Here is a 24,338-nt window from a genome sequence, read left to right as displayed (position 1 = left end):
CCTTTTTTGATTTAATTATATACACAAAAACTCCCCCATAAAAGGGGGAATTCGTCATTTTTATCTTTTATCCGACAAGTTTCTACTAGATTTTTTAGTTAATCTATTTACTTGACTCTTTTAATTTTAATAATGCTTCTTTAGCTGCTTGTTGCTCTGCTTCTTTCTTAGATCTACCACTACCGATTCCTAATGTTTCACCATTTAATAATACTTTTGAAACAAATTCTCGGTTATGAGCTGGTCCTTTTTCTTGAAGTATTTTATACTCAATTGAACCTGTGGAGTCTCTTTGGACAAACTCTTGTAACTGACTTTTAAAATCCATCACATGCGAAAAAGCACCATCGTTTATTTTTGGGAATATATGAAGAGATAAGAAGTTAATAACTGTTTGTAATCCTTGGTCCAAATATAATGATCCAATGAATGCTTCAAAAACATCCGCAAGTAATGCTGGACGCGTTCGACCACCTGTCAATTCTTCTCCGCGACCAAGTAATATATATCGACCAAGATCTAATTCATACGCAAATTTCACAAGTGATGGTTCACAAACGATTGCGGCACGTAATTTTGTTAACTCGCCTTCACTCATTGTAATATATTTTTGAAATAAATATTGTGAAACGGTAAGCTCTAAAACAGCATCCCCTAAATATTCTAATCTCTCATTATCTTCATATGGTTTTTTACGATGCTCATTCACATAGGATGAATGTGTAAACGCTTGAATTAGCAAGCCCTCATTATTAAACATAATATTTATTTGTTTTTGTAATTTTACAAAATTCTCTTTTTCAACATCAGAAAGTTTATATTCTCTTACTCTTCTTGAATGCGGCATATTTACCTCCAACTAAAAAGCAGTTTGATATGCTGCTAAACCTACTAGTCAAGAAAATGATGAGAAGTCCCGTATAAAATACGGGACTTTTCTCATTACATGTTGCTCTCTATGTAGTTCACAACATCACCAACTGTGACGATTTTTTCAGCATCTTCGTCAGAAATTTCTAATTCAAACTCATCTTCTAATTGCATTACTAATTCAACTACGTCTAATGAGTCTGCGTCTAAATCTTCTTTGAAACGGCTTGTAACTTGGATCTCAGATTCTTCTACACCTAAACGGTCAACAATAATCTTTGATACGCGCTCTAATACATCTTGCATTATTATTCACCTCCCCCCAAAGATTGTCTACTTATGCATTATACATAAAAATTTGGCAAACGCCAAACTAATTCATTACAAGTCCACCATCAACATTAATTGTTTGTCCAGTAATGTATCTACTTGCATCCATTGCTAAGAATACTACTGCATTTGCAATATCTTCTGGTTGACCAAAAGATTGCAATGGAATATTCGATAACATTTGTGTTCTGATTTGCTCATTTAATTCATTTGTCATATCAGTTTCAATAAAACCAGGTGCAATTGCATTAACTGTAATATTTCTAGAAGCTAATTCCTTTGCTGCTGTTTTTGTTAAACCTAATACGCCAGCTTTTGCAGCTACATAGTTCATTTGTCCTGGATTACCAATTTGTCCAACAACTGAACTAATATTTATGATGCGGCCATTACGTTGACGAGTCATAAACTTCGCTGCTGCTTTGATACAATTGAATACACCTTTTAAGTTTGTATCAATTACATCATCCCAATCAGCATCTTTCATACGTAATAAAAGACCATCTCTTGTAATACCTGCATTGTTTACTAGTATATCAATACTACCAAATTCATCAACAGTATTTTTTACTAATGCAGCAACTTCTTCACCATTTGATACATTTGCTTTATAGCAAATAGCTTTAACTCCAAGAGCTGTAATTTCTTCTACAACTTTAAGAGCAGCCGCTTCATTCCCTGAATAATTAACAACTACATTCGCACCATTTTTTGCTAAAGATAATGCGATTGCTCGTCCGATACCTCGAGATCCACCTGTAACTAATGCAACTTTACCATTTAGCATGATTTTATTTCCTCCCATTCATTTAAAAATTGGTTTAATGTTTCAACATCATAAACATTTACTAATTTTGATGATGGAGAGATTGCTTTTACTAATCCAGTTAAAACTTTTCCAGGACCAATTTCAACGAATGTATCAACACCAAGGTCAACTAATTCTTGAATAGATTGGTTCCATTTTACTGGAGAATACAATTGATTAACTAATAATTCCTTAATTTCATTTGCATCTGTAACAACTTTAGCAGTAACATTTGAAATTAATGGAGTTACACAATCATTAACATTTATTTTACCAAGCTCATTTTGGAATTCTTCGCTTGCAGGTTTCATTAAAGATGAGTGGAATGGTCCACTTACTTTTAAAGGTAATACACGTTTAGCTCCAGCTTCTTTTAGTAAACCTGAAGCAATTTGTACACCTTCTGCATCTCCAGTAATAACTACTTGTGTAGGAGAATTATAGTTCGCAATACCTACAGAATGACCATTTTTATTCACTTCAGAAATAACTTCTTCAATTTTTTCTGGAGCTAAAAATAATACAGCTGCCATAGCACCTTGTCCTACTGGTACAGCTTGCTCCATTAATTGACCACGTTTATGTACTAATTTAACACCGTCTTCAAATGAAATGCTATTCGCTGCTACAAGGGCTGTAAACTCACCTAAACTATGACCAGCGACAAAGTCTGGTTTAATTCCAGCCGTTTTAATCTTCTCAAGCATAGCAATTGAAGTTGTTAAGATTGCTGGCTGTGCATGATATGTAGCAGTTAACTCTTCATCAGTTCCATTGAAAATAATTTCAGAAAGATTAAATCCAAGTTGTTCGTTAGCAGTTTCAAAAATAGATCCACATTCATTATAGCTCTCAGCTACATCTTTACCCATTCCAACTTTTTGTGATCCTTGTCCAGGAAAAATAAACGCCACTTTACCCATTGGAGTGACCCCCTTATGAATTTGATTCGATTTTCTCCATGTGATCACTTACTAGTTTTACAACATTATGTTCAACCATCGTTTGAGTTTGCTTAATTGCACTATAAATTCCCATAGCATCAGAACTTCCATGAGCCTTAATAACAGGTGATTTTAAGCCAAATAACGCTGCTCCACCATACTCAGAGTAATCCATTTTCTTTTTAACACCTTTTAAGTTTGGTTTTAATACAGCTGCAGCAAGCTTCGATGTGAAATTAGTAAGCATCGCATCTTTAATTAATGAAAACATTGCAAGTGCAGTACCTTCAATAGCTTTTAAAGCTACATTTCCAGTATACCCGTCTGTAACTACTACGTCTGCTACTGAGTTCATTAAGTCTCTAGCTTCAACATTTCCTATAAAATTCAAATTACTTTCTTTTAGTAATTGGAATGTTTGTTTAGCAAGTTCATTACCTTTTTTATCTTCCGTACCGACATTTAGTAATCCAACAGTCGGATTATGTATACCCCTAACTTTTTCGGCATATACAGATCCCATTATTGCATATTGTAGTAAATGGTTTGCTTTTGCATCAACATTAGCACCTACATCGAGGAATACAAAGCCTTTGCCATCTAAAGTAGGCATTGTAGGTGAAAGTGCAGGTCGTTCTACACCATCCATTCGACCAACAACTAATAAGCCAGCTGTCATTAATGCCCCAGTATTTCCAGCAGAAATACAAGCATCAGCATTACCTTCTTTTACTTGGTTTGCCATTAGGACCATAGAAGCATTCTTCTTTCTTCTAACCGCTCTAACTGGCTCTTCAGTTCCTTCAATTACTTCATCTGTATGGATAATCGTTATATTTTTATCATTCGTTAAGAATGGTTTTATTTTTGATTCATCACCAATTAAAGTAATATGTATATCATTTAATTTTTCAACTGCAAGCATCGCACCTTCTACGATGGCTTTTGGGGCATGATCTCCACCCATTGCATCGATCGCTAATTTCATCTTGTTCACTTCCTATTCTTCAATACTTCGGTGGTACATTTCGAATAAGCCATGGAATACATGTTCTTTTTCAACATAGCCATTGATATCAACTGTAGTACGCCTTGGGTCTCCTTTTTGCGGTAAAACCTTTGCCTTCGCAATTACTCGATCATTTGTTCTTACTGGTTTAATAAAAACAAAATTGGACTTAGCTGTAAGAGCTAAATCATCATGAATAACTGCAACTGCTAAAGAATTAGCCTGGGCAAATAAGTGATGACCTCGGGCAATTCCATTTCTACTAAAAGTATGCTCTTCCTTAACGTCAAATATAGAAATGGCACTTTCGTTTAAATGAATATCAATAACTTCACCGATTATTTCATCTACTGGTAGTGATTTTACATCTTCTAATTGCTGAGTGGCAACATTTTTGATGCGCTCTCTTAACTCAGGAATTGATAATTCAAGACGATCAAGACGAATAGTTTGTATGCTCACAGATAATTGATTAGCTAAATCTTCATCTGTAATAAACGGATTTTCTTTTATTATTTTTTTTAACAATTCATGACGATCTTTTTTATTTCTTCTCATATTACATACCTCAACTACTAATTTGTGACCAGGTATTAAATACAGTTTATATTAAATATCCACGTATTACAATAGTTTTTTGACAAACTTTTAATACCTAGTACTAATCTAATTTTTCTGAATTAAATAACCCCGTTCTGTCTAAGTACATTCTTAATCCTTGATATTCATTAGCTTTCCAAAATACATCTGAATTAACAAGTAATGTTGCATCATTTCGCGCAACTTCTAATGCACGATAGTCATGTACCATATCAGCCATTTTAAATTCGGGTACACCACTTTGCTGTTTTCCAAAGAAATCTCCTGGTCCTCTAAGTTCTAAATCTTTTTCACTTAGCTCAAAACCATCGTTTGTTTCTGTCATGATTGTTAATCTTTCTTTTCCTACTTCACTTTTTGGATCGCCAACTAAAATACAATAAGATTGTTCTGAACCTCGTCCAACTCGTCCTCTTAGCTGATGTAATTGTGAAAGTCCAAATCGATCTGCATCATAAATAACCATCACAGTTGCATTCGGTACATTTACACCTACTTCTACAACTGTCGTTGATACTAATATTTGAACATCATTAGCTGCAAATGCCTTCATCACGTCATCTTTCTCTGTTGATGAAAGCTTTCCATGCATCAATCCAACCTTCGCCATATTTTGATAATGAAAAGATAGAACACTATGTAAATCTAATGCATTCTGAAGATCTAATTTCTCTGACTCCTCGATCAGTGGGCAGATTAAATATGCTTGTCGTCCATTTTTAATTTCTTTACCGATAAAATCTAAAACGCGATCAAACATTTCTTGTTTAACCCAATACGTTTCTATTTTTTTACGACCAGCCGGATATTCATCAATAATCGATACATCCATTTCACCAAAAGCTGTTATTGCCAAAGTTCTTGGGATTGGAGTTGCTGTCATAAATAAAACATCAGGGAAATAACCTTTTTCTCTTAAAACTCTTCGCTGACCAACACCAAATCGATGTTGTTCATCTGTTATTACAATGCCTAATTTATTAAATTGAACCTCATCTTGAATTAAAGCATGAGTTCCGACTAAAATATGTACCTCACCGTTTTTTAATCGTTCCAGGATTTCACGACGCTTTTTACCTTTTACAGAACTTGTAAGAAGCTCAACATTTACTTCAGTATGTTGTAGCATTTTTGCTAACGATTCAAAATGTTGCTCAGCTAAAATTTCTGTAGGCACCATCAATGCCCCTTGGTAACCATTAAGTGTACATGCATACAATGCTATGGTAGCGACAACTGTTTTTCCCGACCCAACATCACCTTGTAATAAGCGATTCATTCGATAAGGACTTTCTAAATCTGTGAATATTTCTTGTACAACTCTATTTTGAGCTGATGTCAGAGGAAATGGTAAGGATTGGATTAGTTGTTGAATTTTTTTAGTGTTTAATGTTTTTGGGATACCTTTTGATTGATTACGCTGAATTTTTCGAAGTGCTTGCATTTTTAGTTGAAAAAGAAAAAACTCTTCATAAACAAAGCTTCTTCTAGCTTGTTTTAAACTATTCGCATCAATTGGATGGTGAAGTAATCTCATTGTTTCTGAACGATTTAAAAGTTTATATTTTTGAATTAGTTCGTTTGGCACTAAGTCATTTATTAAATGTCCAAATTTCTTAAAAGACTGCTCAACAAATTTACGCATTGTTTTTACAGACATTTTGCCCTTAATTGAATAGACAGGCTCAATTTCATGACTATTCGTACGAGAACCAAATACAAGATCTGATAATGAAATGGTTTGTTTATGTTGATCCCACTTACCAGAAACAGTTACATGCTCATTTAAGTTTAACTTTGTTTTAAAATACGGTCGATTAAAACAAATAACAGTAATTAAGTATCGATCAACTAAAAGTCGAAATGTTAGTCGTGATTTATTTTTGCCAAAATATTGAAGAAGAGGAGCGCTATGAACAATCCCCTCGACAGTCACGCGCTCTTCATGCTTCACTTCTGATAAATCCTTATTTCGAAAATCCTCATATCGATACGGTAAATATTCGATTAAGTCATTTATAGTAAAAATACCCATATCATTTAATTGTGTTTCAGTTTCCTCGCCAACACCACTTAATACAGATATTTTTTGTTCAAGTTCATTACTCACTATTTTTTTAGCGAAACACCAAATATTTTTGCTTCTAACTCACGACCTGTTGGCGTTGCCGCTAGTCCTCCTTCTGCAGTTTCTCTTAGTGCAGATGGCATTGTTTGTCCAATTCGATACATAGCATCAATTACTTCGTCACATGGGATTCGACTTGTAATACCTGCTAATGCCATATCTGCTGCTACCATTGCGTTAGCAGCACCCATTGCATTTCGCTTAACGCATGGTACTTCTACTAAACCTGCAACCGGGTCACATACTAGACCAAGCATATTTTTTAATGTAATAGCAAATGCTTCAGCACTTTGACTTGGCGTACCACCAGCCATTTCAACGATCGCTGCTGCTGCCATACCACTTGCAGAGCCTACTTCCGCTTGACAGCCGCCTGCAGCACCTGAAATTGACGCATTATTGGCTACAACAAAACCGAAAGCACCTGATGCAAATAAGAATTCAATCATTTGCATTCGAGTAGGATTTAATTTCTCTTTTACAGCAAAAAGGGTTCCAGGTACTACCCCAGCAGAACCGGCTGTAGGAGTTGCACAAATCGTACCCATTGCAGCATTTACTTCGTTTGTCGCAACCGCTTTACTAACAGCATCTAAAAGTAAATGGCCTGAAAGGTAATTACCTTTTGCAATATAATTTTGAAGTAATACAGCGTCCCCTCCTGTTAAACCTGTTGGTGAGTGAACACCTGCAAGACCTCTTTCAACTGCCTTTTCCATAACAACAAGATTTTGCTCCATTTTACCGATAATCTCTTCACGGCTTCTTCCTGTAAATAACATCTCTTGTTGAATCATTATTTCTGAAACTTTAACATTTTTTGATTCAGCTAATTCAACTAATTCAGCAACATTTTTAAACATTTAAGTTCCCCCTCTTCTTAATCAACCATTTTCGTAACACGAATGATATGTGGTAAAGATTCAATTTCTTTTATAACTTTATCATCTAGATCGTGGTCGACCTCAATTGCCATCAATGCAATTTGTCCGACTTCTTTACGTGAAACTTCCATATGGCCAATATTTACAGCATATTTCATAAGGACATTTGTTACGCCTGCAATTGAACCAAAACGGTCATTATGAACAACAAGGATTGCAGGGTAATTACCCGAAAGTTTAAGTTCAAATCCATTTAACTCAATAATTTCAATTTTTCCACCACCGATTGAAATTCCCACTAATTCAAATGGTTGGTCATCATCGAGAATAGAAATTTTCACTGTATTTGGATGCTCAGTTACTGCATCTTCTTCAATGAAATCAACTGTCATCCCTTTTTCTTGTGCAATATTTAATGATTCTGGAATACGCTCATCAAATGTATCAAAATCTAATAATCCACCAATAAGCGCAACATCTGTGCCATGTCCACGATATGTTTTAGCAAATGAACCATATAATGAAATCAAAATCTTTTTTGGTTCTTTTCCATAAAGATTTCTTGCTACACGACCAATTTTAGCCGCTCCCGCTGTATGTGAACTAGAAGGACCAATCATAATTGGACCAATTATGTCAAAAACACTTTTATATTTCATCACGTTTCCCCCAATACGTTATTGTAAAAGCGTATTTTATTTAGTTTTTGTTTTGTTAGAACAAATCATTTAGATAAAAAGTTGGTATTACGGACAAAACAATGTCCACTTTATAGTGTAATACGAAATTCTACAGAGTTCTACGTTATTTTACATTAGTCTTTAAATAAAGTACAAAAAAAAGAAGAAGTGATCCCACTTCCTCTTCTGTCTTGCTATATTTTATCTTATTCAATCGAAAAAATATATGAATATAAAGGCTGTTTTCCGTTATGAACTTCAATTTCTAAGTGATCAAAGCTCTCTTCGGCAAATTCGACTAATTTTGAAATTTCTTCATCCGATACATCTTGACCATATAAGATTGTTAAGATTTCAGAATCTTCATCAATCATATCTTGTAGTAATTTTTTTGCAGCCTCTAATTGATTTGCATCTGTTGTAACAATTTTACTTTCAAGGATTCCCATGAAATGATCTTTTGTTATTTCTACACCATCAATTTCAGTATCTCGAACCGCATAAGTTATTTGACCTGTTTTTACTGTCTTTAAAGCATCTTGCATACCTGATTTATTTTCATCTAATGATGCAGTAGGATTAAATGATAATAAAGCTGACATACCTTGAGGTACTGTTTTAGACGTTACAACTGCTACATTACATTCTGCAACAGATGCCGCTTGCTCAGCAGCCATCACAATATTTCCGTTGTTAGGAAGTACAATAACATTTTCTGCGTTGCATTGTTCAATCGCTTTTACAATGTCTTCTGTACTAGGATTCATTGTTTGACCGCCTTCAATTACAACAGTTGCCCCAATACTTTCAAATAATGCTTTAATCCCTGATCCCATAGCTACTGTAACGATACCAAATTCTTGTTTTTCAGTAGTTTGAGTAGACTCATTTTTAGAAGGAGATTCATTTGAAACCTCTTCATGTAGTAAGTTAGTATGTTGTTCGCGCATATTTTCAGCTTTTAGTTTTAAAAAGCTTCCAAATCGTTGACCTAAATTAAATACTTCCCCAGGGTACTCAGCGTGAATATGAACTTTTACAATTTCATCATCAGCAACTACTAATAAAGAATCTCCCCATGCACTTAACTCTTTACGGAAAGTGTCAATATCAAAAGGATGTTTTTTTAATTTATCTTTTTCAAATCGCACCATAAATTCAGTACAGTATCCGTAAACAATGTCTTCAGTATTTAACATACTTTGTACATTACGATGTTCTGCTTCAACTAGTTCCTCAAGTGAAAGAGTCGCCTCAGCACCTTCTAGAGAAATTTCTTCACCTTTTAATGATGCTAAGAAACCTTCATAGACAAGTACTAAGCCTTGACCTCCACTATCGACTACACCAACTTGTTTTAACACAGGTAGTAAGTCTGGAGTACGGTTTAATGATGCATTTGCTTCAGTAATTGTTTCCTCAAGAAAAGGAATAAATTCTTCTTGTGTTTTTGCGATGACAACTGCTTTTTTTGCTGTTTCTCTTGCAACTGTTAAGATTGTTCCTTCAATAGGCTTCATAACAGCTTTATAAGCAGTTTCTACCCCTGCTTCTAATGCTAGAGCAAAATCAGTTGTTGAAATTGTTTCCTTTGTTTCAATTGATTTAGAAAAACCTCTAAATAATTGAGAAAGGATTACACCAGAATTTCCACGCGCACCCATCAATAAGCCCTTTGCAAAGCTTTGACCAACTTTCCCTACATGACTATTTGGTTTTTCTTTTACTTCCTTTGATCCAGAAGTAATAGAAAGATTCATATTTGTTCCAGTATCACCATCTGGTACCGGGAATACATTTAATGAATCTACAAATTTTACATTTTTCGTTAAGTTATTTGCACCTTGAATCACCATATCTGCAAATAATTTACCGTCAATACGTTTTATCGACACAAATTCTCCTCCTTAATGCGTCTTTACAGGTTTGCTACTTTCACACCTTGAACAAAAATATTAACAGAGTCAACTGACAAGCCTAATGTTTGATCAAGAGTATACTTCACTTTATTTTGTACGTTATTAGCAACTTCAGAAATCTTCGTACCATAGCTTACAATTATGTACATATCGATATTAACGTCTTCACCTACTTGGCGAACAATAACACCTTTTGTAAAGTTATCTTTTTTTAGGATTTCTGTAAGACCATCCTTAATTTGTTTCTTAGAAGCCATTCCAACAATACCGTAACAATCAATGGCAGCTCCACCAGCAATTGTAGCGATCACATCTGTACCAATCTCAATTGTTCCATATTGAGTTTTCATTTCTAATGACATAATTTGGTCCCCCTTATTGGATAATCCAAGTATAGTTAGTTATACTACTTACTTATTATTGTATACCTTTTTCCAAAATAATTCTATTGACTCACTACTATTATTAGCATTTCAATAATATTCATGGTTAATTATAGAAAATACAATTTTTAATGAATTTCTTAGGAGGTCCCTCTTTAATATTTAGTATATCATACATTTCGATGTCAAGGTTTTTTTCTTGAACAACTTGCCAATAACTGTTGCATTAAGTAGAGCGGTATGATAAATTATAGTAGTGTTTGAATGAAAATAATCATTGAAATGTTATTCCGTTTTTTGTTAGGAGGGAAATAGATGGCTCGTGTTTGTGTAATCACAGGAAGAAAGTCTCGTTCTGGTAACAGTCGCTCTCACGCTATGAATGCTTCAAAACGTACTTGGGGTGCTAACCTTCAAAAAGTTCGTATTTTAGTTAACGGTAAACCAAAGCGTGTTTACGTTTCAGCGAGAGCATTAAAATCAGGTAAAATTGAGCGCGTTTAATTAACGTACTAAAAAGCATAGCGATCCGCTATGCTTTTTTACTTTTTTTATGACTCCTATTGCATCTAACCAAAAAACCTACTCCGACTAAGTTAAGCGTCTTTTTTAAATGTACTCAGCATGGCGCGAACAAGTCCGCCAAGAAATTTAGGTAATTTAATCGTATAAAATCTCATGCTTTCCCTCCTACAAGCTTTCTAGCATTTTTAAGGAAAAGATTAATCCTATTACATTCTACTTGCGTTGAGCGAAAACTATGACATGAAATTGTTAATCTTTGCTCCTTACTACTAATGCTATGCCTTCGCTAAATGAAATAGACCCTTCACCCTCCAGCAGTTCATTGCTTACACATAGTGATGATCCTATCTCCAATAAATGATTCGTTAGTGGGTATTTAAACCCCTTTAAAGTTAAATTTTCTACTGTAGCACCTAATGAAAAAAAGGATACGTATTTAAACTGCTGCAGCTTACTAATATAATGGGTCCCTTCCTTAATGACATATATTTCGTTATATTCATCAACGATTTTTATTGGAACACCCGAATTCATAAATTTTATTAATAATGTAATACTGCCAAATTCATGATCTAAGCGTTTTCCAGTTACACAATGGATGAAAATCTTTTCTGGTTTTTTTGTAATTGCCCATTGAATAGCAAGTTCTAAATCCGTTTCATCTTTTTCGGGAGGGTAAATAAAAACATTTGGGACAAGTCTTTTTATCTTTTCTAAATTTTCATCGCTTAATGAATCAAAATCACCGAATATTGCCTCTGGAATTAATCCTTCTTCAATTAAGTAATGAGATCCATTATCTACACCAATCAGCAACTGGTTTTCGTCTTTTTGGGTAATTTCAGTTATTGTATTCGATTTCGGTCCTGCACCTACAATATGTATAATCAACTTTTTTCCACCTTTAAAAAAAATGCAATCGAATGTCGATTGCATTTTTTGTTTCATAATTAGATTTTCCATGCAATTTTAGATGATTACATTATCCTCTAATTTTCGCGATTGCTTCTTTTCTGTCTTCCTTATTATAAACTGCTGAACCGGCTACTAATACGGTAGCACCTGCTTCTATACAAAGTTTAGCTGTATGCTCGTCTACGCCACCGTCTATTTCGATTTCAACTGTTAAATTGCGTTCTTTAATTAAATTAGCAACTTGTTTAATTTTAGGAACAACTGAATGAATAAACTTCTGTCCTCCAAAGCCTGGATTTACTGTCATTAAAAGGACCATGTCGACATCATCTATAATCTGTTCAATTGATGAAACTGGAGTCGCTGGATTAAGAACAACTCCTGCTTTAATACCAAATGATTTAATCGTTTGAATCGTGCGGTGCAAATGCGTACACGCTTCAACATGAACCGTAATAATGTCCGCTCCAGCTTTTACAAATTGTTCTATGTATTGATCAGGTTTTTCAATCATTAAATGTACGTCAAGTGGGAGCTTCGTCACTGGTCTAATTGCTTCAACAATTAGTGGTCCAATTGTAATATTTGGTACAAAATGACCATCCATTACGTCAACGTGAATATAATCTGCTCCTCCACGTTCTACATCTATAATTTCTTCTCCAAGTTTAGCGAAATTCGCTGAAAGGATTGATGGTGCAATTTTAACCATGATTAATACCTCGGCTTTCTATCTCTTATTTCTTCTATGAATGATACATAATGATCATATCGTTTAGGAGAAATTTCCCCACTTTCAACCGCAGCTTTTACGGCGCATTTTGGTTCTTTCAAGTGGGTACAACCTCTAAATTTACATTCTTGACTTTTTTCTCGCATTTCCACAAAACAATACGATAAATCTTCGGATTCGATTCCCATAAAGTCCAATGAACTAAAACCAGGAGTATCTGCAACTAGCCCCTGTCCAATTTTTATTAATTCAACATGTCTAGTTGTATGTTTTCCTCGTCCTAAATGAGTGGAAATAATACCTGTTTTTAAATCTAGCTCCGGATTAATCGCATTTAGTAAAGTTGACTTACCAACACCAGATTGTCCTGCAAATACAGATATTTTATTTGACATATGTGGAAGTACTTTTTCTAATCCTTCCTCAGTTTTTGAAGAAGTTAAACATACTTCATATCCAATTTGGCGATAATAAGAAACGTATTCATACACTAATTTTAATTGTGTTTCGGAACACAAATCGATCTTTGTAATGACAATTAACGGTTTAATTTCATTAAACTCAATTAATACAAGGAATCGATCTAATAATATTGGAGAAAAATCGGGCTCTACTGCTGAAAAAACTAAAATTGCTTGATCAACATTTGCAATAGGTGGTCGAACAAGTTCATTCTTTCGCTCTTTAATTTCAAGTAGATAACCTTCTCCACTTTTTTCGATATGATATTCTACCTCGTCTCCAACTAAAGGTGTTATTTTCTTATTACGAAAATTTCCTCTACCACGACAAGTAACAACTGTCTCATCTGTTTCGACATAATAGAATCCACTCAATGCTTTTATGATTTTGCCTTCTGGCATATACTCACTCCTACAGCTCTTTAATTCGATGGATAAGGTACATCTCTTTCTGCAATAACTTGACCATCTTTAACAATTTTATAGGAAGCAGTTTGTCCAGGATCAATTGTCACTTCTACTGGTATAGTAGTTGTTTCGGTGATCGATTTTGAAATTGCAGGTTTTTCACCATTATTATTTTTATCCCTAATAAATACCTCAATTAACTGAGGTGCACTAGGATTGGTTGGGGTATATGGTACTTGGATATTGATTGTTACTTTTTTCGTCTTTTCTTTTTGTTTTCCTGAAGAAATAACGACATTTAATGTATCCCCTTCTTTTACAGCAACGTTAGCAGATGGAGATTGAGAAATAACATGATTTTCAGCAACAGTTCCAGAATCTTCTTTCGTTACATTAAGCTTTAGGTTATTGTCACCTGCATAGGTTTCAACATCTTTTCTAGACCATCCTTTTAAGTCACGAAGAGTGATCGTAGATGCCCCTTTACTAATCCATATATTTAAATCTGTTTCTGAAGGAACGACTTCAGCTCCGACGTTTGGAGATTGGTCGATTATTTCACCTTCTCGTTCATCACTTTCGATAAAATGCGTTGTAACAGAGCGATAATCGTCTTGTAATCGAGATTTTATCGTGTTGTATTGGAATCCTTTTAAGTCTTCCATCTCATTACTTTTTTTACCTTTTGATTTATAAATCGTTATCGATGAATTTTCTTTAACAGTTTCCCCAATATTAGGAGAAGTTTTTACTACTTTACCTTCATCAACTTCATCATCAAAAATTTCTTTTGGATCGCTTATCTTTAACCCTTTTGATGCAAGCAACGTAACCGCACTTTCGTAAGTCATATCTTTAACATCTGGAATTTCTACGTCTTCAGGTAAAAATAACGCAGGAATCAATGTTATAGCTAATAAACCACCAATTAAAAGTGCAATAAATGTACCTATAATAAACTTTGCAAAAGAATTTTTCTTCTTCCGTTTTAATTTATCAGGTTCATTTTTGGCAGGCTCTTTTTTCACAGGTTCTTTTTTGATCGGTTCTTTTTCTTTATTTGATTTTTTCTTTGTTGGTACGACAACAGTATCATCATTAGTTGATACAGGAATATCCTTTATGATCGGAATTACCTTCGTTTCATCATCATTTGTAGGAATCACAAAAGGTTTTTCATTCAAACGATTACTATCTAAAGCAGTTTGTAAATCTAGCTTCATCTCATCTGCAGTATCATATCGATAAAAGATATCTTTGGCAGTAGCTTTTAAAACGATATTTTCAACACTTTGTGGTATTTCTGGATTAAATTTTGTTGGTGGTGGAACTTCGCTTTGTAAATGTTTTAATGCAATCGCAACTGCACTCTCACCCGAAAATGGTAGTTTTCCAGTTAATAGCTCAAACATTACAATTCCTAAAGAATAAATATCTGACTTTTTATTCGCAACTCCACCTCTTGCTTGTTCAGGTGAAAGGTAATGAACAGAACCAAGTACTGAATTTGTTTGTGTAATTGTTGCAGCTGTCGAAGCTGTTGCAATTCCAAAATCAGTTATTTTTACATTTCCTTCTTCATTGATTAAAATATTTTGCGGTTTTACATCTCTATGAACGATTTGAAAATGATGCGCATGAGCTAATGCTGAAGCTAATTGTTCCATAATCCTCAATACTTCTTTTGGCTTTATTGGTGTATGATGCTGAATATACTCCTTTAAAGTCTCACCTTCAACGTATTCCATAACGATATATTGTAATCCATCTTCTTCCCCAACGTCATATGAGCTTACGATATTTGGATGAGATAGCGAAGTAACTGAATATGCTTCACGTTGAAATCTTCTTAAGAAATCAGGGTCGTTTGAAAAATCAGCTTTTAACATTTTTACAGCTACATCTCGATCTAATATCATATCACGGGCTAAATAAACGTTTGCCATACCGCCAACACCAATTAATTTTAAGATCTTATATCGGTCGTTTAGGCGTCTACCAATCATCACGCTCATCATCACCCTTTCTCTATATTTCTAGGCTCAAACTTAATAATGGCAAGCGTGATGTTATCTTCCCCACCAAAGTCATTTGCGAGTGAAATCAACTGGTTACCGAGAAGATCGATTGGTAGATTTTCATTTAATTTTTCATTAAAAAGTTCATTTGATATTTTATTTGATAAACCATCTGAACATAAAATGATTAAATCATCTTCTTCCCAAGTTAAAGTTTTAATATCAACATCAACTGTTTCCTCTGTACCAAGTGCTCGCGTAATAACATTTTTACGAGGATGAATTTCTGCATCCTCCATAGAAATTTGCCCAAATTTAACGAGTTCAGCGACAAAAGTATGATCTTCTGTTATTTGCTTAAACCCTTCATCATTCCTCAAATAACTTCTACTATCTCCTACATGTGCAATCGTAAAAAATAAAGGAGTACAAATAATCGCTTCAAGGGTTGTCCCCATACCCTTGCACTCTTCATTTTGCTCTGAATGAACTAATAAGTTTGTATTTAATTGCGCTACAATATTTTTTAGCCATGATTCGGCTTCGATCGGTGTTTCAAAATTACTAGTATTTTTCCACTCTGCTTCAAGGAAATTGATCGCCATCATACTGGCAACCTCACCAGCTAAATGGCCACCCATTCCATCAGCAACTACAGCTAATACGATTCCAGAATCGTTCGTAAATATACCTACGCTATCTTCATTATGCTCTCGAACTTTCCCCGTATTAGTTTGAAAAAAAGTTTGCATTGTTTCACCTCGTCTCCTCTTTACGCTCCTTTGCACGCAACTGTCCACAAGCTGCATCTATATCATGACCTTGTTCACGACGAATTGTAACATTAACTCCATTGTTTTTTAGTACTTTTTCAAATGCAAAAATTTGTTCCTTAGGAGTTCTTACGTAATCTCTTTCAGGTACATAGTTAACTGGAATTAAATTAACATGACATTTAACCCCTTTAAGTAACTTAGAAAGTTCTTCCGCATGCTCAACTTGGTCATTTTCGCCACCGAATAATCCATATTCAAACGTTACACGTCTACCAGTCTTTTCAACATAGTAACGAACAGCGTCCATTAAATCCGGTAATTTGTATGCACGATTAATTGGCATTAATTTAGAACGCAACTCACTGTTAGGAGCATGTAATGAAATCGCGAAATTAATTTGAAGACCTTCATCTGCAAAGTTATAGATTTTTGGAATGATTCCACTTGTTGATACTGTAATATGTCTTGCACCTATGTTAAGACCTTTTTCAGAATTAACAATTCTTAAGAAATCCATTAAACCATTATAGTTATCAAATGGTTCGCCTATACCCATAACTACGATTGAGCTTACTCGTTCTTCAACTTCATCAACAGCACGTTGTACTTCTAATACTTGTGCAACGATTTCACCTGCTTCAAGATTTCGTTTTAAACCGCCAAGAGTCGATGCACAAAAAGTACATCCAATTCGACAACCTACTTGTGTCGTTACACATACAGAATTGCCATAATTATGCCTCATTAAAACAGTTTCAATTGAATATCCATCATGTAATTCAAATAAAAATTTCATAGTACCATCTGAAGAGGTTTGTTTAACTAATGTTTTTAATGTCGTTATTGTAAAATTCTCTTCAAGTAACATACGTAGATCTTTTGGAATATTTTGCATTTCTTCAAAGCTTTCAACTCGTTGTACGTATAGCCAATTATAAATTTGCTTAGCACGGAAAGCCTGCTGCTTTTGCGCCTTTAACCAATCCTCTACATCACTCACTTTTAACGAGTAAATTGAGGGTTTATGAGTTTTTTCTATTTTGACTGAATTTGTAGTATTTTCTAATTTCAACGTTACACCTTCTTCCTTAATCTTGCAATAAAAAATCCATCCGTTCCAAAATAATGTGGTAGAAGCTGTACATACCCTTTTTGGACCGATTTATTTTTATTTAATTTTTCCGGAACATGATCAATTAATGAGTGATCTAATTCATAATCATGATGCTCATCTAAAAAAGCTTCGACGACATCAATATTTTCTTCATGTCCAACAGTACAAGTACTATATACTAAAGTTCCACCTGGCTTAACTAACTTTGAAGCTTCGTCTAAAATTGACTTTTGAACTCTTTGTAAATTTGTTACATCAGAAGCATTCTTTTTTAATAGAATATCTGGTTTACGACGAATAACCCCTAAACCAGAACATGGAGCATCTACTAATACTTTATCAAATAATCTTCCTTCAAACTCTTCAGGTGCTTTTCTTGCATCTAGAGCTTTCGTTTCTATATTATCTAACCCTAAACGATTAGCTTGTTCTTTAATTAACTTTACTTTATGCTTGTGTAAATCTAATGAAGTGACTGATCCAGTACCGCCTAACAACTCAGCAATATGTGTTGATTTCCCGCCAGGTGCTGCACATGTATCTAATATATCTTCACCTTTTTCAACTCCAAGTGCTTGTGCGACTAACATCGAGCTTTCATCTTGAATTGAAAGGAAACCTTCTTTAAAGGCATTTGTATAGGCAACATTCCCTTTTTGGATTTCTATTGCAAATGGCGATAGTTTTCCTTCTTTTACCTGTACTCCTTCATCTTCAAGCATTTTGAGCACTTCTTCTCTTGTTGCTTTCATTGTATTTACCCTTGCAGTTTGAAACGGTGGTAGTATGTTCTCTTCACATATCTTTCTTGTTTCTTCTTCACCGAATTCTTTTACCCATTGTTCAATCAACCAGTTTGGATGATTCGTTTCAATTGAAAGCTTTTCGATTGGGTCCTTTATTGCATCGATTGATCTTAAACCATTTCTTTGAATATTTCTTAAAACCCCATTAACTAAAGAAGCAATTCCTTTATGTCCACGTTTTTTAGCAATATTAACAGCCTCATTTAAAACTGCGTGAGGTGGTATACGATCTAAAAAATGCAATTGATATAATGAAAGTTTTATTAATATATAAACCCATTCTTCTAATTTCTTTTGATTTTTTATGAATGGTTCTAAATAAAAATCTAATAATTGATCTCTTTGGATTGTTCCATAGATTATTTCTGTTAATAGTCCTGAATCAGCAGAAGATAAGTCATTCTTTTGAATATAGTTATTTACTAACAAATTACTATACGATTGATTTTTATAAACTGAAAGAAGAGCCTCTAAGGCAATCTCTCGTACATTATTATTCATGTTATTCTCCTAACTTCATTCCACGTTCAATAAAAGAACCTGCACCATTAATATATTGCTTTGCTTCCATTCGCTTTTTACCAGCGGGCTGTAAATCAGTAATTTTGATAGCAGTATGATTACCTGTTGCCACTAATAATCCATCGTTTAAAACATCAATTATTTCACCTGGTGTAGAATTTTGATTCGTATTTACTTTTTCACCCCACCAAACTTTTAAAACTTCTCCGTTTAATGTAGTATAAGCTACTGGCCAAGGGTGTAAACCTCTTACGTGATTATAAATCTCTTCACCAGTTTTTGACCAATTAATTTGTTCTTCTTCACGTTTAATATTTTTTGCAAAGCTTACTTTACTTTCATCTTGCTTCACTGCTGTAATTTCACCTTTTAATAAAGGTGGGATTGTTTCTGAAAGTAAATTCGCACCCGCAATACTTAATTTATCGTGAAGCGTTCCAACGTGATCTTTTTCTTCAATTGGAACAACGACTTTGGCTAACATATCACCAGCATCTAACTTTTCAACCATATACATAATTGTTACACCAGTTTCACTCTTACCTTGAATGATCGAATAGTGTATTGGAGCTCCACCTCGTAATTCAGGTAACAATGAAGCATGTACATTTATACAACCGAATTTAGGAGCTTCAAGAATATCTGTAGGAAGAATTTGTCCAAAAGCAGCAGTTACAATTAAATCTGGTTTCAATGCCAACACTTTTTCTGTTTCTTCTGCAAGTCTAATTTTTTCAGGTTGTAAAACTGGGATATTATGTTTTAAAGCCTCTACTTTAACTGGAGGTGGAGTTAACACTCTTTTTCGACCAACAGGGCGGTCTGGCTGAGTTACTACCCCTACTACATCATATCCTTCTTCGATTAATCTTCTTAAAACAGGAACAGAAAAATCTGGCGTCCCCATAAAAACAATCTTTGTCATTTTTTTGCCTACCCTTCTAATTCACTTTCTTCATAGTATTTCGAGACTTTAGAAGTGAATAAAACTCCATTTAAATGATCAATTTCATGTAAAAGTGCACGAGCTAAAAATCCACGAGCTTCTATAATAAAATATTTTCCACGTTTATTTTGTGCTTTAATTTTCGCATAGCTAGGTCTTGTTACATCACCATATAAGTTAGGGAAACTTAAACAACCTTCAACATCAGTTTGCTCGCCTTTTGTTTCCATTACGATTGGATTAATTAAATCAATTCTTCCATTCTCATCTTCAACATCAACAACAGCTACTTGTTGCAGAATTCCAACTTGTGGGGCTGCTAAACCAACACCATCAGCTGCTAGCATTGTCTCATACATGTTATTTAAAAGTTTTACTAAATTTTTATCAAATGACGTCACTTTTTCACAAGGTGATTCAAGTACTTCATTTGGATATTCTACTATTTTTAATAAAGCCAATTTCACAACTCCTATCTTGATTGTTCGTTTTCATTTAATTTCTATAGAAAGACCTTCGTTTTATGCTAGTCGGATCTGACCAGTCGCCTCCACTTTTCGTTCTGTCTAGCTCCAGGCGTTAGCCCCTCGAGGTGTCGGGTCTGACCAGTCGCCTCCGCTTTTAGATTTGTCTAGTTCCGGCTCCTAGCCCCTCGAGGTCATAAGCCAAAGTCCAATTAAGGTAAAAACCAACCTTAATCGGCCTTCGTCTTATGCTTGTCGGGTCTGACCAGTCGCCTCCACTTTTCGTTACATAAACATAGTAGGTTGAAAGTCGATTGTTAATTGTAGTTTACCTTTGTCCGTTTCGTCTTGGTAGTATTGTTGGATTCGGTTTAGTACGTCATAGAGTGCAGGTTCAGATTTGTATTTTATCACACATTGATATCGAAAATGGTCTTTTATTTTTGCGATTGGTGATGCTACTGGTCCGAGTACAATTGATCCTTCTGATAAGTACTCTCTTAAATAGCCTGCAATTTGTTCACTTACTTTTACTGTTTTTATCAAATCATTATGTGCTATTGATATTAAAACTAAATAATAAAAAGGTGGATATCGAAATGAGCGTCTTATTTTCATTTCTTCTTCATAAAACGCAACATAGTCCTGTGTTTTAGCTAATTCAATACTATAATGCTCTGGTGAATATGTTTGTATAACTACTTCACCTGGTTTTTCATGACGACCAGCTCTTCCACTTACTTGTGTCAATAAGCTAAATGTTCGCTCACTTGCTCTGAAATCTGGTAAATGAAGCGAACTATCTGCTGCTAAAACACCAACTAATGTAACATTTGGAAAATCAAGTCCTTTTGCAATCATTTGTGTACCTAGTAATATATCAGCCTCACCATTACCAAATTGATTAAGCATTTTTTCGTGGGCACCTTTACGACTAGTCGTATCATTATCCATTCTAATTACTCGTGCTTCTGGATAGGTTTTTGTAATAGCTTCCTCTACCTTCTGCGTCCCAGTTCCAAAAAATCGAATATGTTCACTTTGGCACGATGGGCATTGTTTTGGCATATAGGTTTCATAGCCGCAATAATGACATTTTAAATGATGGTTATGTTTATGATAAGTTAAGGAAACCTCGCAATGGGGGCACTGAATTGTGTAACCACAATCTCTACACATTACAAACGAAGAATAGCCTCGACGGTTTAAAAATAAGATGATTTGTTCCTTCTTCTCTAATCGATCAATTATTTTTTCATGTAAAGCTGTAGAAAACATCGTACGATTTCCGATTCTTAACTGCTCTCTCATATCGACTATTTCCACTTCAGGTAATGGGCCCTGATTAACCCTTTTGGACATTGTATTTAGTTCGTAAACACCTTTACCAGCTCTTGCAAATGATTCTAGAGTAGGAGTCGCACTTCCTAAAACGATAGGACAATGATGATATTCTCCTCTCCAAATTGCAATATCTCTTGCATGATATCTTGGATGTTCATCTTGTTTATAGGTCGTCTCGTGTTCTTCATCAATGATGATCATCCCAATATTTTCAAATGGTGCAAATATAGCTGAACGGGCACCCACTACTACCTTAACTTCTTTTCTTTGAATCTTTCTCCATTCATCATATTTCTCACCAATAGATAGACCACTATGTAGAACGGCAACATCATTTCCAAATCTACTTTTAAAACGACCTACAATCTGTGGGGTAAGTGAAATTTCTGGTACTAATACGATTGCTTCTTTACCTTCATATAGGACCTCTTGAATGGCTTGCAAATAAACTTCTGTCTTTCCACTTCCTGTTACTCCATGTAAAAGATGAATCTTATTCTTTCTTTCATGAAATGAAGAAACGATTTGCTCAAATGCCATCTGTTGTTCTTCTATTAGTGGTAAAGGCTTAGATCGTTCAATTTCCCTACCTTCATATGGATCACGATAAACTTCAACAGTTTTAATTGAAATTACCTCGTTTTTCTCCAATGTCTTTATAGGTGAATCAGTGATTCCAAGACATTCTTTTAACTCCTTCACACTTGTTTGACCATTCATACGTAAGTATTCAATAATGTCTTTTTGTTGTGGAGATGAGATTGCAGGTAATTCATCGTCTAATACTTTTAATAGAGAAACTACACGTTCTGTTTTTTTATTTGCTTTATTTTTCACTTCATATTCAATTTCAAGCAGCCCTTCTTTAATAGCTCGTTGAACTAATGAAATTTTACTAACAAGACTTTCTATTTCGGTCCATTCTCTTCTTTTAACGATCGAAAATAGATTTGCTAATTCAGGAACTAATTGATCTAAAGCTTCTTCAGATGTAACTTGAACATGTTTTTTATAAACAGCTTTAATAGCAGTAGGAAGCATTGCTTGATATGCAGAAATGAAAAAACAAAGTGTTTTTTGGGATAAATAAGAACCTAAAAGAAGAAGTTCTTCTGTTAAAACTGGCATGACATCAAGAACTTCTTCAATTTCTTTAACCTTCTCTAAGTTAGTTGTTTCTTTTATAGACAATACGAAACCTTGAACTTTCCTTGGCCCAAACGGAACTATTACTCGCATTCCAGGTTGTATTGCATCCTGCCACCTAGTAGGTACTTTATAATCAAAAGGACGGTCTGTTTGTCTGACTGATACATCAACTAAAACTGATGCGTATGTCATCTTTCTACCTCATTTAATAAGTGATGAACTTCAAGTAGTATTTCTTCTGCTACTTCTTTTTTACTCATTTTAGGAAGTGGCTTAACTTCACCATTCCGCTTAAAAATGGTTACAATATTCGTATCAGATCCAAAACCAGCCCCTGTTTTCGTTACATCATTTGCAACAATCATATCAGCATTTTTCTTTAAAAGTTTACTTTTTGCATACTCATCTACTTGATCAGTTTCTGCAGCAAACCCTACTAAAATTTGATGTGTTTTATGTTGACCTAAAGTTAGAAGAATATCTTTCGTACGTTTAAAAGCAATTGAAAGATCACCTTCAGCTTTTTTCACTTTTTGATCATACGTAATTGAAGGTGTATAATCAGCAACCGCTGCTGTTTTTATTACAACATCCGCCTCATTATAATAAGACCAAATCGCTTCAAACATTTGCTCCGCAGACTCAGTTTGGATAAATTTACAGCCTTCAGGTGGCGTTAAATTGGTTGGTCCAGAAACAAGGATTACCTCTGCGCCTAATGAGACTGCAACTTCTGCGATACTATAGCCCATCTTACCCGTTGAATGATTTGAAACAAAGCGAACTGGATCAATTTTTTCAACTGTTGGACCAGCAGAAATGATAATTTTTTTACCTTTTAATACTCCAACTTCTCTTTGGAAATGTTCATTCACGAATTGAACGATTTCTTCCGGCTCTGCTAATCTACCTTTTCCTACATAACCACATGCTAAATACCCTTCATTTGGCTCAATAAATCGATGACCAATCTCTTTCAATATGCTCATATTCTTTTGAACAATCGGATGGTTATACATATTAACATTCATAGCTGGTGCGATCCAAACCGTTTTTGTTGCAGCCAGTAATGTTGCCTGGATCATTTCATCCCCAAGACCATTTGCTAATTTTCCAATTGTATTAGCAGTTGCTGGAGCAACGATTATTAAATCAGGCCAATCACCTAAATCGATATGTGCAATTTTTGCACTATCTTTTTCATCAAAAGTATCTATATAAACATCATTTCTTGATAAAGCTTGAAACGTTAAAGGTGTCACAAATTTTGTAGCGGATAAGCTCATCATTACTTTAACGTCATATCCTGCTTGTACTAGTTTACTTGTAAGTGCTGCTGCTTTATAGACTGCAATTCCACCTGTAACGCATAGGAGAATCTTTTTTTGTTCCATTCACCTTCACCCTTTCAAATTTTATTCTTTCTATGTAATATGTCAAAAAATAGGTCTTTTGGATGTTCTATGTCTAAGATACCACAAATATGTTTGAAATAAATATTATAGGCTTTTCTAAAAAATTCACCAAAGATTCTAATCGTCTAACTCAGAAGCCAAAATGAGCTTATCCTTTTTTCATAAATCAACGCTTTTCCTTGATTAA

General features: G+C 34.5%; 24 protein-coding genes. 1 reads left to right on the top strand and 23 read right to left on the bottom strand.

Annotated elements, in window-relative coordinates; genetic code table 11:
• Positions 1–103 precede the first annotated feature (103 nt).
• The 11 genes from rnc to ACFVR2_RS10915 form a co-directional block, all read right to left on the bottom strand.
• Complete coding sequence (gene rnc / locus ACFVR2_RS10965; protein ID WP_335413833.1) at positions 104–847, bottom strand: ribonuclease III; 744 nt, start codon at positions 845–847, stop codon at positions 104–106.
• 95 nt (positions 848–942) lie between these two features.
• Positions 943–1,176, bottom strand: a complete 234-nt coding sequence (acpP, locus tag ACFVR2_RS10960; RefSeq protein WP_088012963.1) for an acyl carrier protein — start codon at positions 1,174–1,176, stop codon at positions 943–945.
• A 67-nt stretch (positions 1,177–1,243) separates the two neighbouring features.
• Positions 1,244–1,987 (bottom strand): 3-oxoacyl-[acyl-carrier-protein] reductase, encoded by a 744-nt coding sequence (fabG, locus tag ACFVR2_RS10955; RefSeq protein ID WP_387361560.1) that lies wholly within the window; start codon positions 1,985–1,987, stop codon positions 1,244–1,246.
• Positions 1,981–2,931 (bottom strand): ACP S-malonyltransferase, encoded by a 951-nt coding sequence (fabD, locus tag ACFVR2_RS10950; protein ID WP_387361558.1) that lies wholly within the window; start codon positions 2,929–2,931, stop codon positions 1,981–1,983. The genes fabG and fabD overlap by 7 nt, the downstream gene beginning before the upstream one ends.
• A 13-nt stretch (positions 2,932–2,944) precedes the next feature.
• Positions 2,945–3,940, bottom strand: coding sequence for a phosphate acyltransferase PlsX (plsX, locus tag ACFVR2_RS10945; RefSeq protein ID WP_387361556.1), 996 nt, complete (start codon positions 3,938–3,940; stop codon positions 2,945–2,947).
• Between the two features lie 12 nt (positions 3,941–3,952).
• Positions 3,953–4,519, bottom strand: a complete 567-nt coding sequence (fapR, locus tag ACFVR2_RS10940; protein ID WP_025568940.1) for a transcription factor FapR — start codon at positions 4,517–4,519, stop codon at positions 3,953–3,955.
• 103 nt (positions 4,520–4,622) lie between these two features.
• A complete protein-coding gene (recG, locus tag ACFVR2_RS10935) occupies positions 4,623–6,671 on the bottom strand; it encodes an ATP-dependent DNA helicase RecG (RefSeq protein WP_387361553.1) in 2,049 nt (682 codons plus the stop codon).
• Positions 6,671–7,552 carry an L-serine ammonia-lyase, iron-sulfur-dependent, subunit alpha gene (gene sdaAA, locus ACFVR2_RS10930; RefSeq protein ID WP_387361551.1) on the bottom strand — a complete coding sequence of 294 codons (882 nt, stop codon included), beginning with the start codon at positions 7,550–7,552 and terminating at the stop codon, positions 6,671–6,673. The genes recG and sdaAA overlap by 1 nt, the downstream gene beginning before the upstream one ends.
• Before the next feature lie 17 nt (positions 7,553–7,569).
• Positions 7,570–8,232: an L-serine ammonia-lyase, iron-sulfur-dependent subunit beta gene (gene sdaAB / locus ACFVR2_RS10925; protein ID WP_387361549.1), complete on the bottom strand. Its 663-nt coding sequence runs from the start codon at positions 8,230–8,232 to the stop codon at positions 7,570–7,572.
• A gap of 227 nt (positions 8,233–8,459) precedes the next feature.
• Positions 8,460–10,148, bottom strand: coding sequence for a DAK2 domain-containing protein (locus tag ACFVR2_RS10920; RefSeq protein WP_387361547.1), 1,689 nt, complete (start codon positions 10,146–10,148; stop codon positions 8,460–8,462).
• Positions 10,149–10,171: 23 nt separating this feature from the next.
• Positions 10,172–10,534 carry an Asp23/Gls24 family envelope stress response protein gene (locus tag ACFVR2_RS10915; protein ID WP_088012978.1) on the bottom strand — a complete coding sequence of 121 codons (363 nt, stop codon included), beginning with the start codon at positions 10,532–10,534 and terminating at the stop codon, positions 10,172–10,174.
• 336 nt (positions 10,535–10,870) lie between these two features.
• On the opposite strand from ACFVR2_RS10915, the gene rpmB reads away from it, so the two are divergent.
• Positions 10,871–11,059, top strand: coding sequence for a 50S ribosomal protein L28 (gene rpmB, locus ACFVR2_RS10910; RefSeq protein ID WP_025568947.1), 189 nt, complete (start codon positions 10,871–10,873; stop codon positions 11,057–11,059).
• Positions 11,060–11,151: 92 nt separating this feature from the next.
• Here rpmB and spoVM read toward each other — a convergent pair whose 3' ends face one another.
• The 12 genes from spoVM to coaBC form a co-directional block, all read right to left on the bottom strand.
• Positions 11,152–11,235 carry a stage V sporulation protein SpoVM gene (gene spoVM, locus ACFVR2_RS10905; RefSeq protein ID WP_056470930.1) on the bottom strand — a complete coding sequence of 28 codons (84 nt, stop codon included), beginning with the start codon at positions 11,233–11,235 and terminating at the stop codon, positions 11,152–11,154.
• 94 nt (positions 11,236–11,329) lie between these two features.
• Positions 11,330–11,971: a thiamine diphosphokinase gene (locus tag ACFVR2_RS10900; RefSeq protein ID WP_387361545.1), complete on the bottom strand. Its 642-nt coding sequence runs from the start codon at positions 11,969–11,971 to the stop codon at positions 11,330–11,332.
• A gap of 91 nt (positions 11,972–12,062) precedes the next feature.
• Entirely contained in the window at positions 12,063–12,707 is a 645-nt protein-coding gene (rpe, locus tag ACFVR2_RS10895; protein WP_387361543.1) for a ribulose-phosphate 3-epimerase, read from the bottom strand.
• A 2-nt stretch (positions 12,708–12,709) separates the two neighbouring features.
• Complete coding sequence (rsgA, locus tag ACFVR2_RS10890) at positions 12,710–13,591, bottom strand: ribosome small subunit-dependent GTPase A (RefSeq protein WP_387361541.1); 882 nt, start codon at positions 13,589–13,591, stop codon at positions 12,710–12,712.
• A 20-nt stretch (positions 13,592–13,611) separates the two neighbouring features.
• The gene (gene pknB, locus ACFVR2_RS10885; RefSeq protein ID WP_387361539.1) at positions 13,612–15,606 is read right to left on the bottom strand and encodes a Stk1 family PASTA domain-containing Ser/Thr kinase; all 1,995 of its coding nucleotides are present in this window, start codon (positions 15,604–15,606) and stop codon (positions 13,612–13,614) included.
• Positions 15,607–15,614: 8 nt separating this feature from the next.
• A complete protein-coding gene (locus tag ACFVR2_RS10880) occupies positions 15,615–16,367 on the bottom strand; it encodes a Stp1/IreP family PP2C-type Ser/Thr phosphatase (RefSeq protein ID WP_387361537.1) in 753 nt (250 codons plus the stop codon).
• A gap of 4 nt (positions 16,368–16,371) precedes the next feature.
• Positions 16,372–17,430: a dual-specificity RNA methyltransferase RlmN gene (gene rlmN / locus ACFVR2_RS10875; RefSeq protein ID WP_387361768.1), complete on the bottom strand. Its 1,059-nt coding sequence runs from the start codon at positions 17,428–17,430 to the stop codon at positions 16,372–16,374.
• A gap of 35 nt (positions 17,431–17,465) precedes the next feature.
• The gene (gene rsmB, locus ACFVR2_RS10870; protein WP_387361535.1) at positions 17,466–18,812 is read right to left on the bottom strand and encodes a 16S rRNA (cytosine(967)-C(5))-methyltransferase RsmB; all 1,347 of its coding nucleotides are present in this window, start codon (positions 18,810–18,812) and stop codon (positions 17,466–17,468) included.
• A 1-nt stretch (position 18,813) separates the two neighbouring features.
• Positions 18,814–19,758: a methionyl-tRNA formyltransferase gene (gene fmt / locus ACFVR2_RS10865; RefSeq protein WP_387361533.1), complete on the bottom strand. Its 945-nt coding sequence runs from the start codon at positions 19,756–19,758 to the stop codon at positions 18,814–18,816.
• A gap of 8 nt (positions 19,759–19,766) precedes the next feature.
• Positions 19,767–20,240 carry a peptide deformylase gene (def, locus tag ACFVR2_RS10860; RefSeq protein ID WP_387361531.1) on the bottom strand — a complete coding sequence of 158 codons (474 nt, stop codon included), beginning with the start codon at positions 20,238–20,240 and terminating at the stop codon, positions 19,767–19,769.
• 288 nt (positions 20,241–20,528) lie between these two features.
• Positions 20,529–22,928, bottom strand: coding sequence for a primosomal protein N' (gene priA / locus ACFVR2_RS10855; RefSeq protein ID WP_387361529.1), 2,400 nt, complete (start codon positions 22,926–22,928; stop codon positions 20,529–20,531).
• Complete coding sequence (gene coaBC / locus ACFVR2_RS10850; RefSeq protein WP_387361527.1) at positions 22,925–24,130, bottom strand: bifunctional phosphopantothenoylcysteine decarboxylase/phosphopantothenate--cysteine ligase CoaBC; 1,206 nt, start codon at positions 24,128–24,130, stop codon at positions 22,925–22,927. The genes priA and coaBC overlap by 4 nt, the downstream gene beginning before the upstream one ends.
• Positions 24,131–24,338 lie beyond the last annotated feature (208 nt).

The sequence above is a fragment of the Gottfriedia sp. NPDC057991 genome, from assembly GCF_042886615.1.
Lineage (GTDB): Bacteria > Bacillota > Bacilli > Bacillales > Bacillaceae_G > Gottfriedia.
This window is presented reverse-complemented; position numbering and strand designations above follow the sequence as displayed.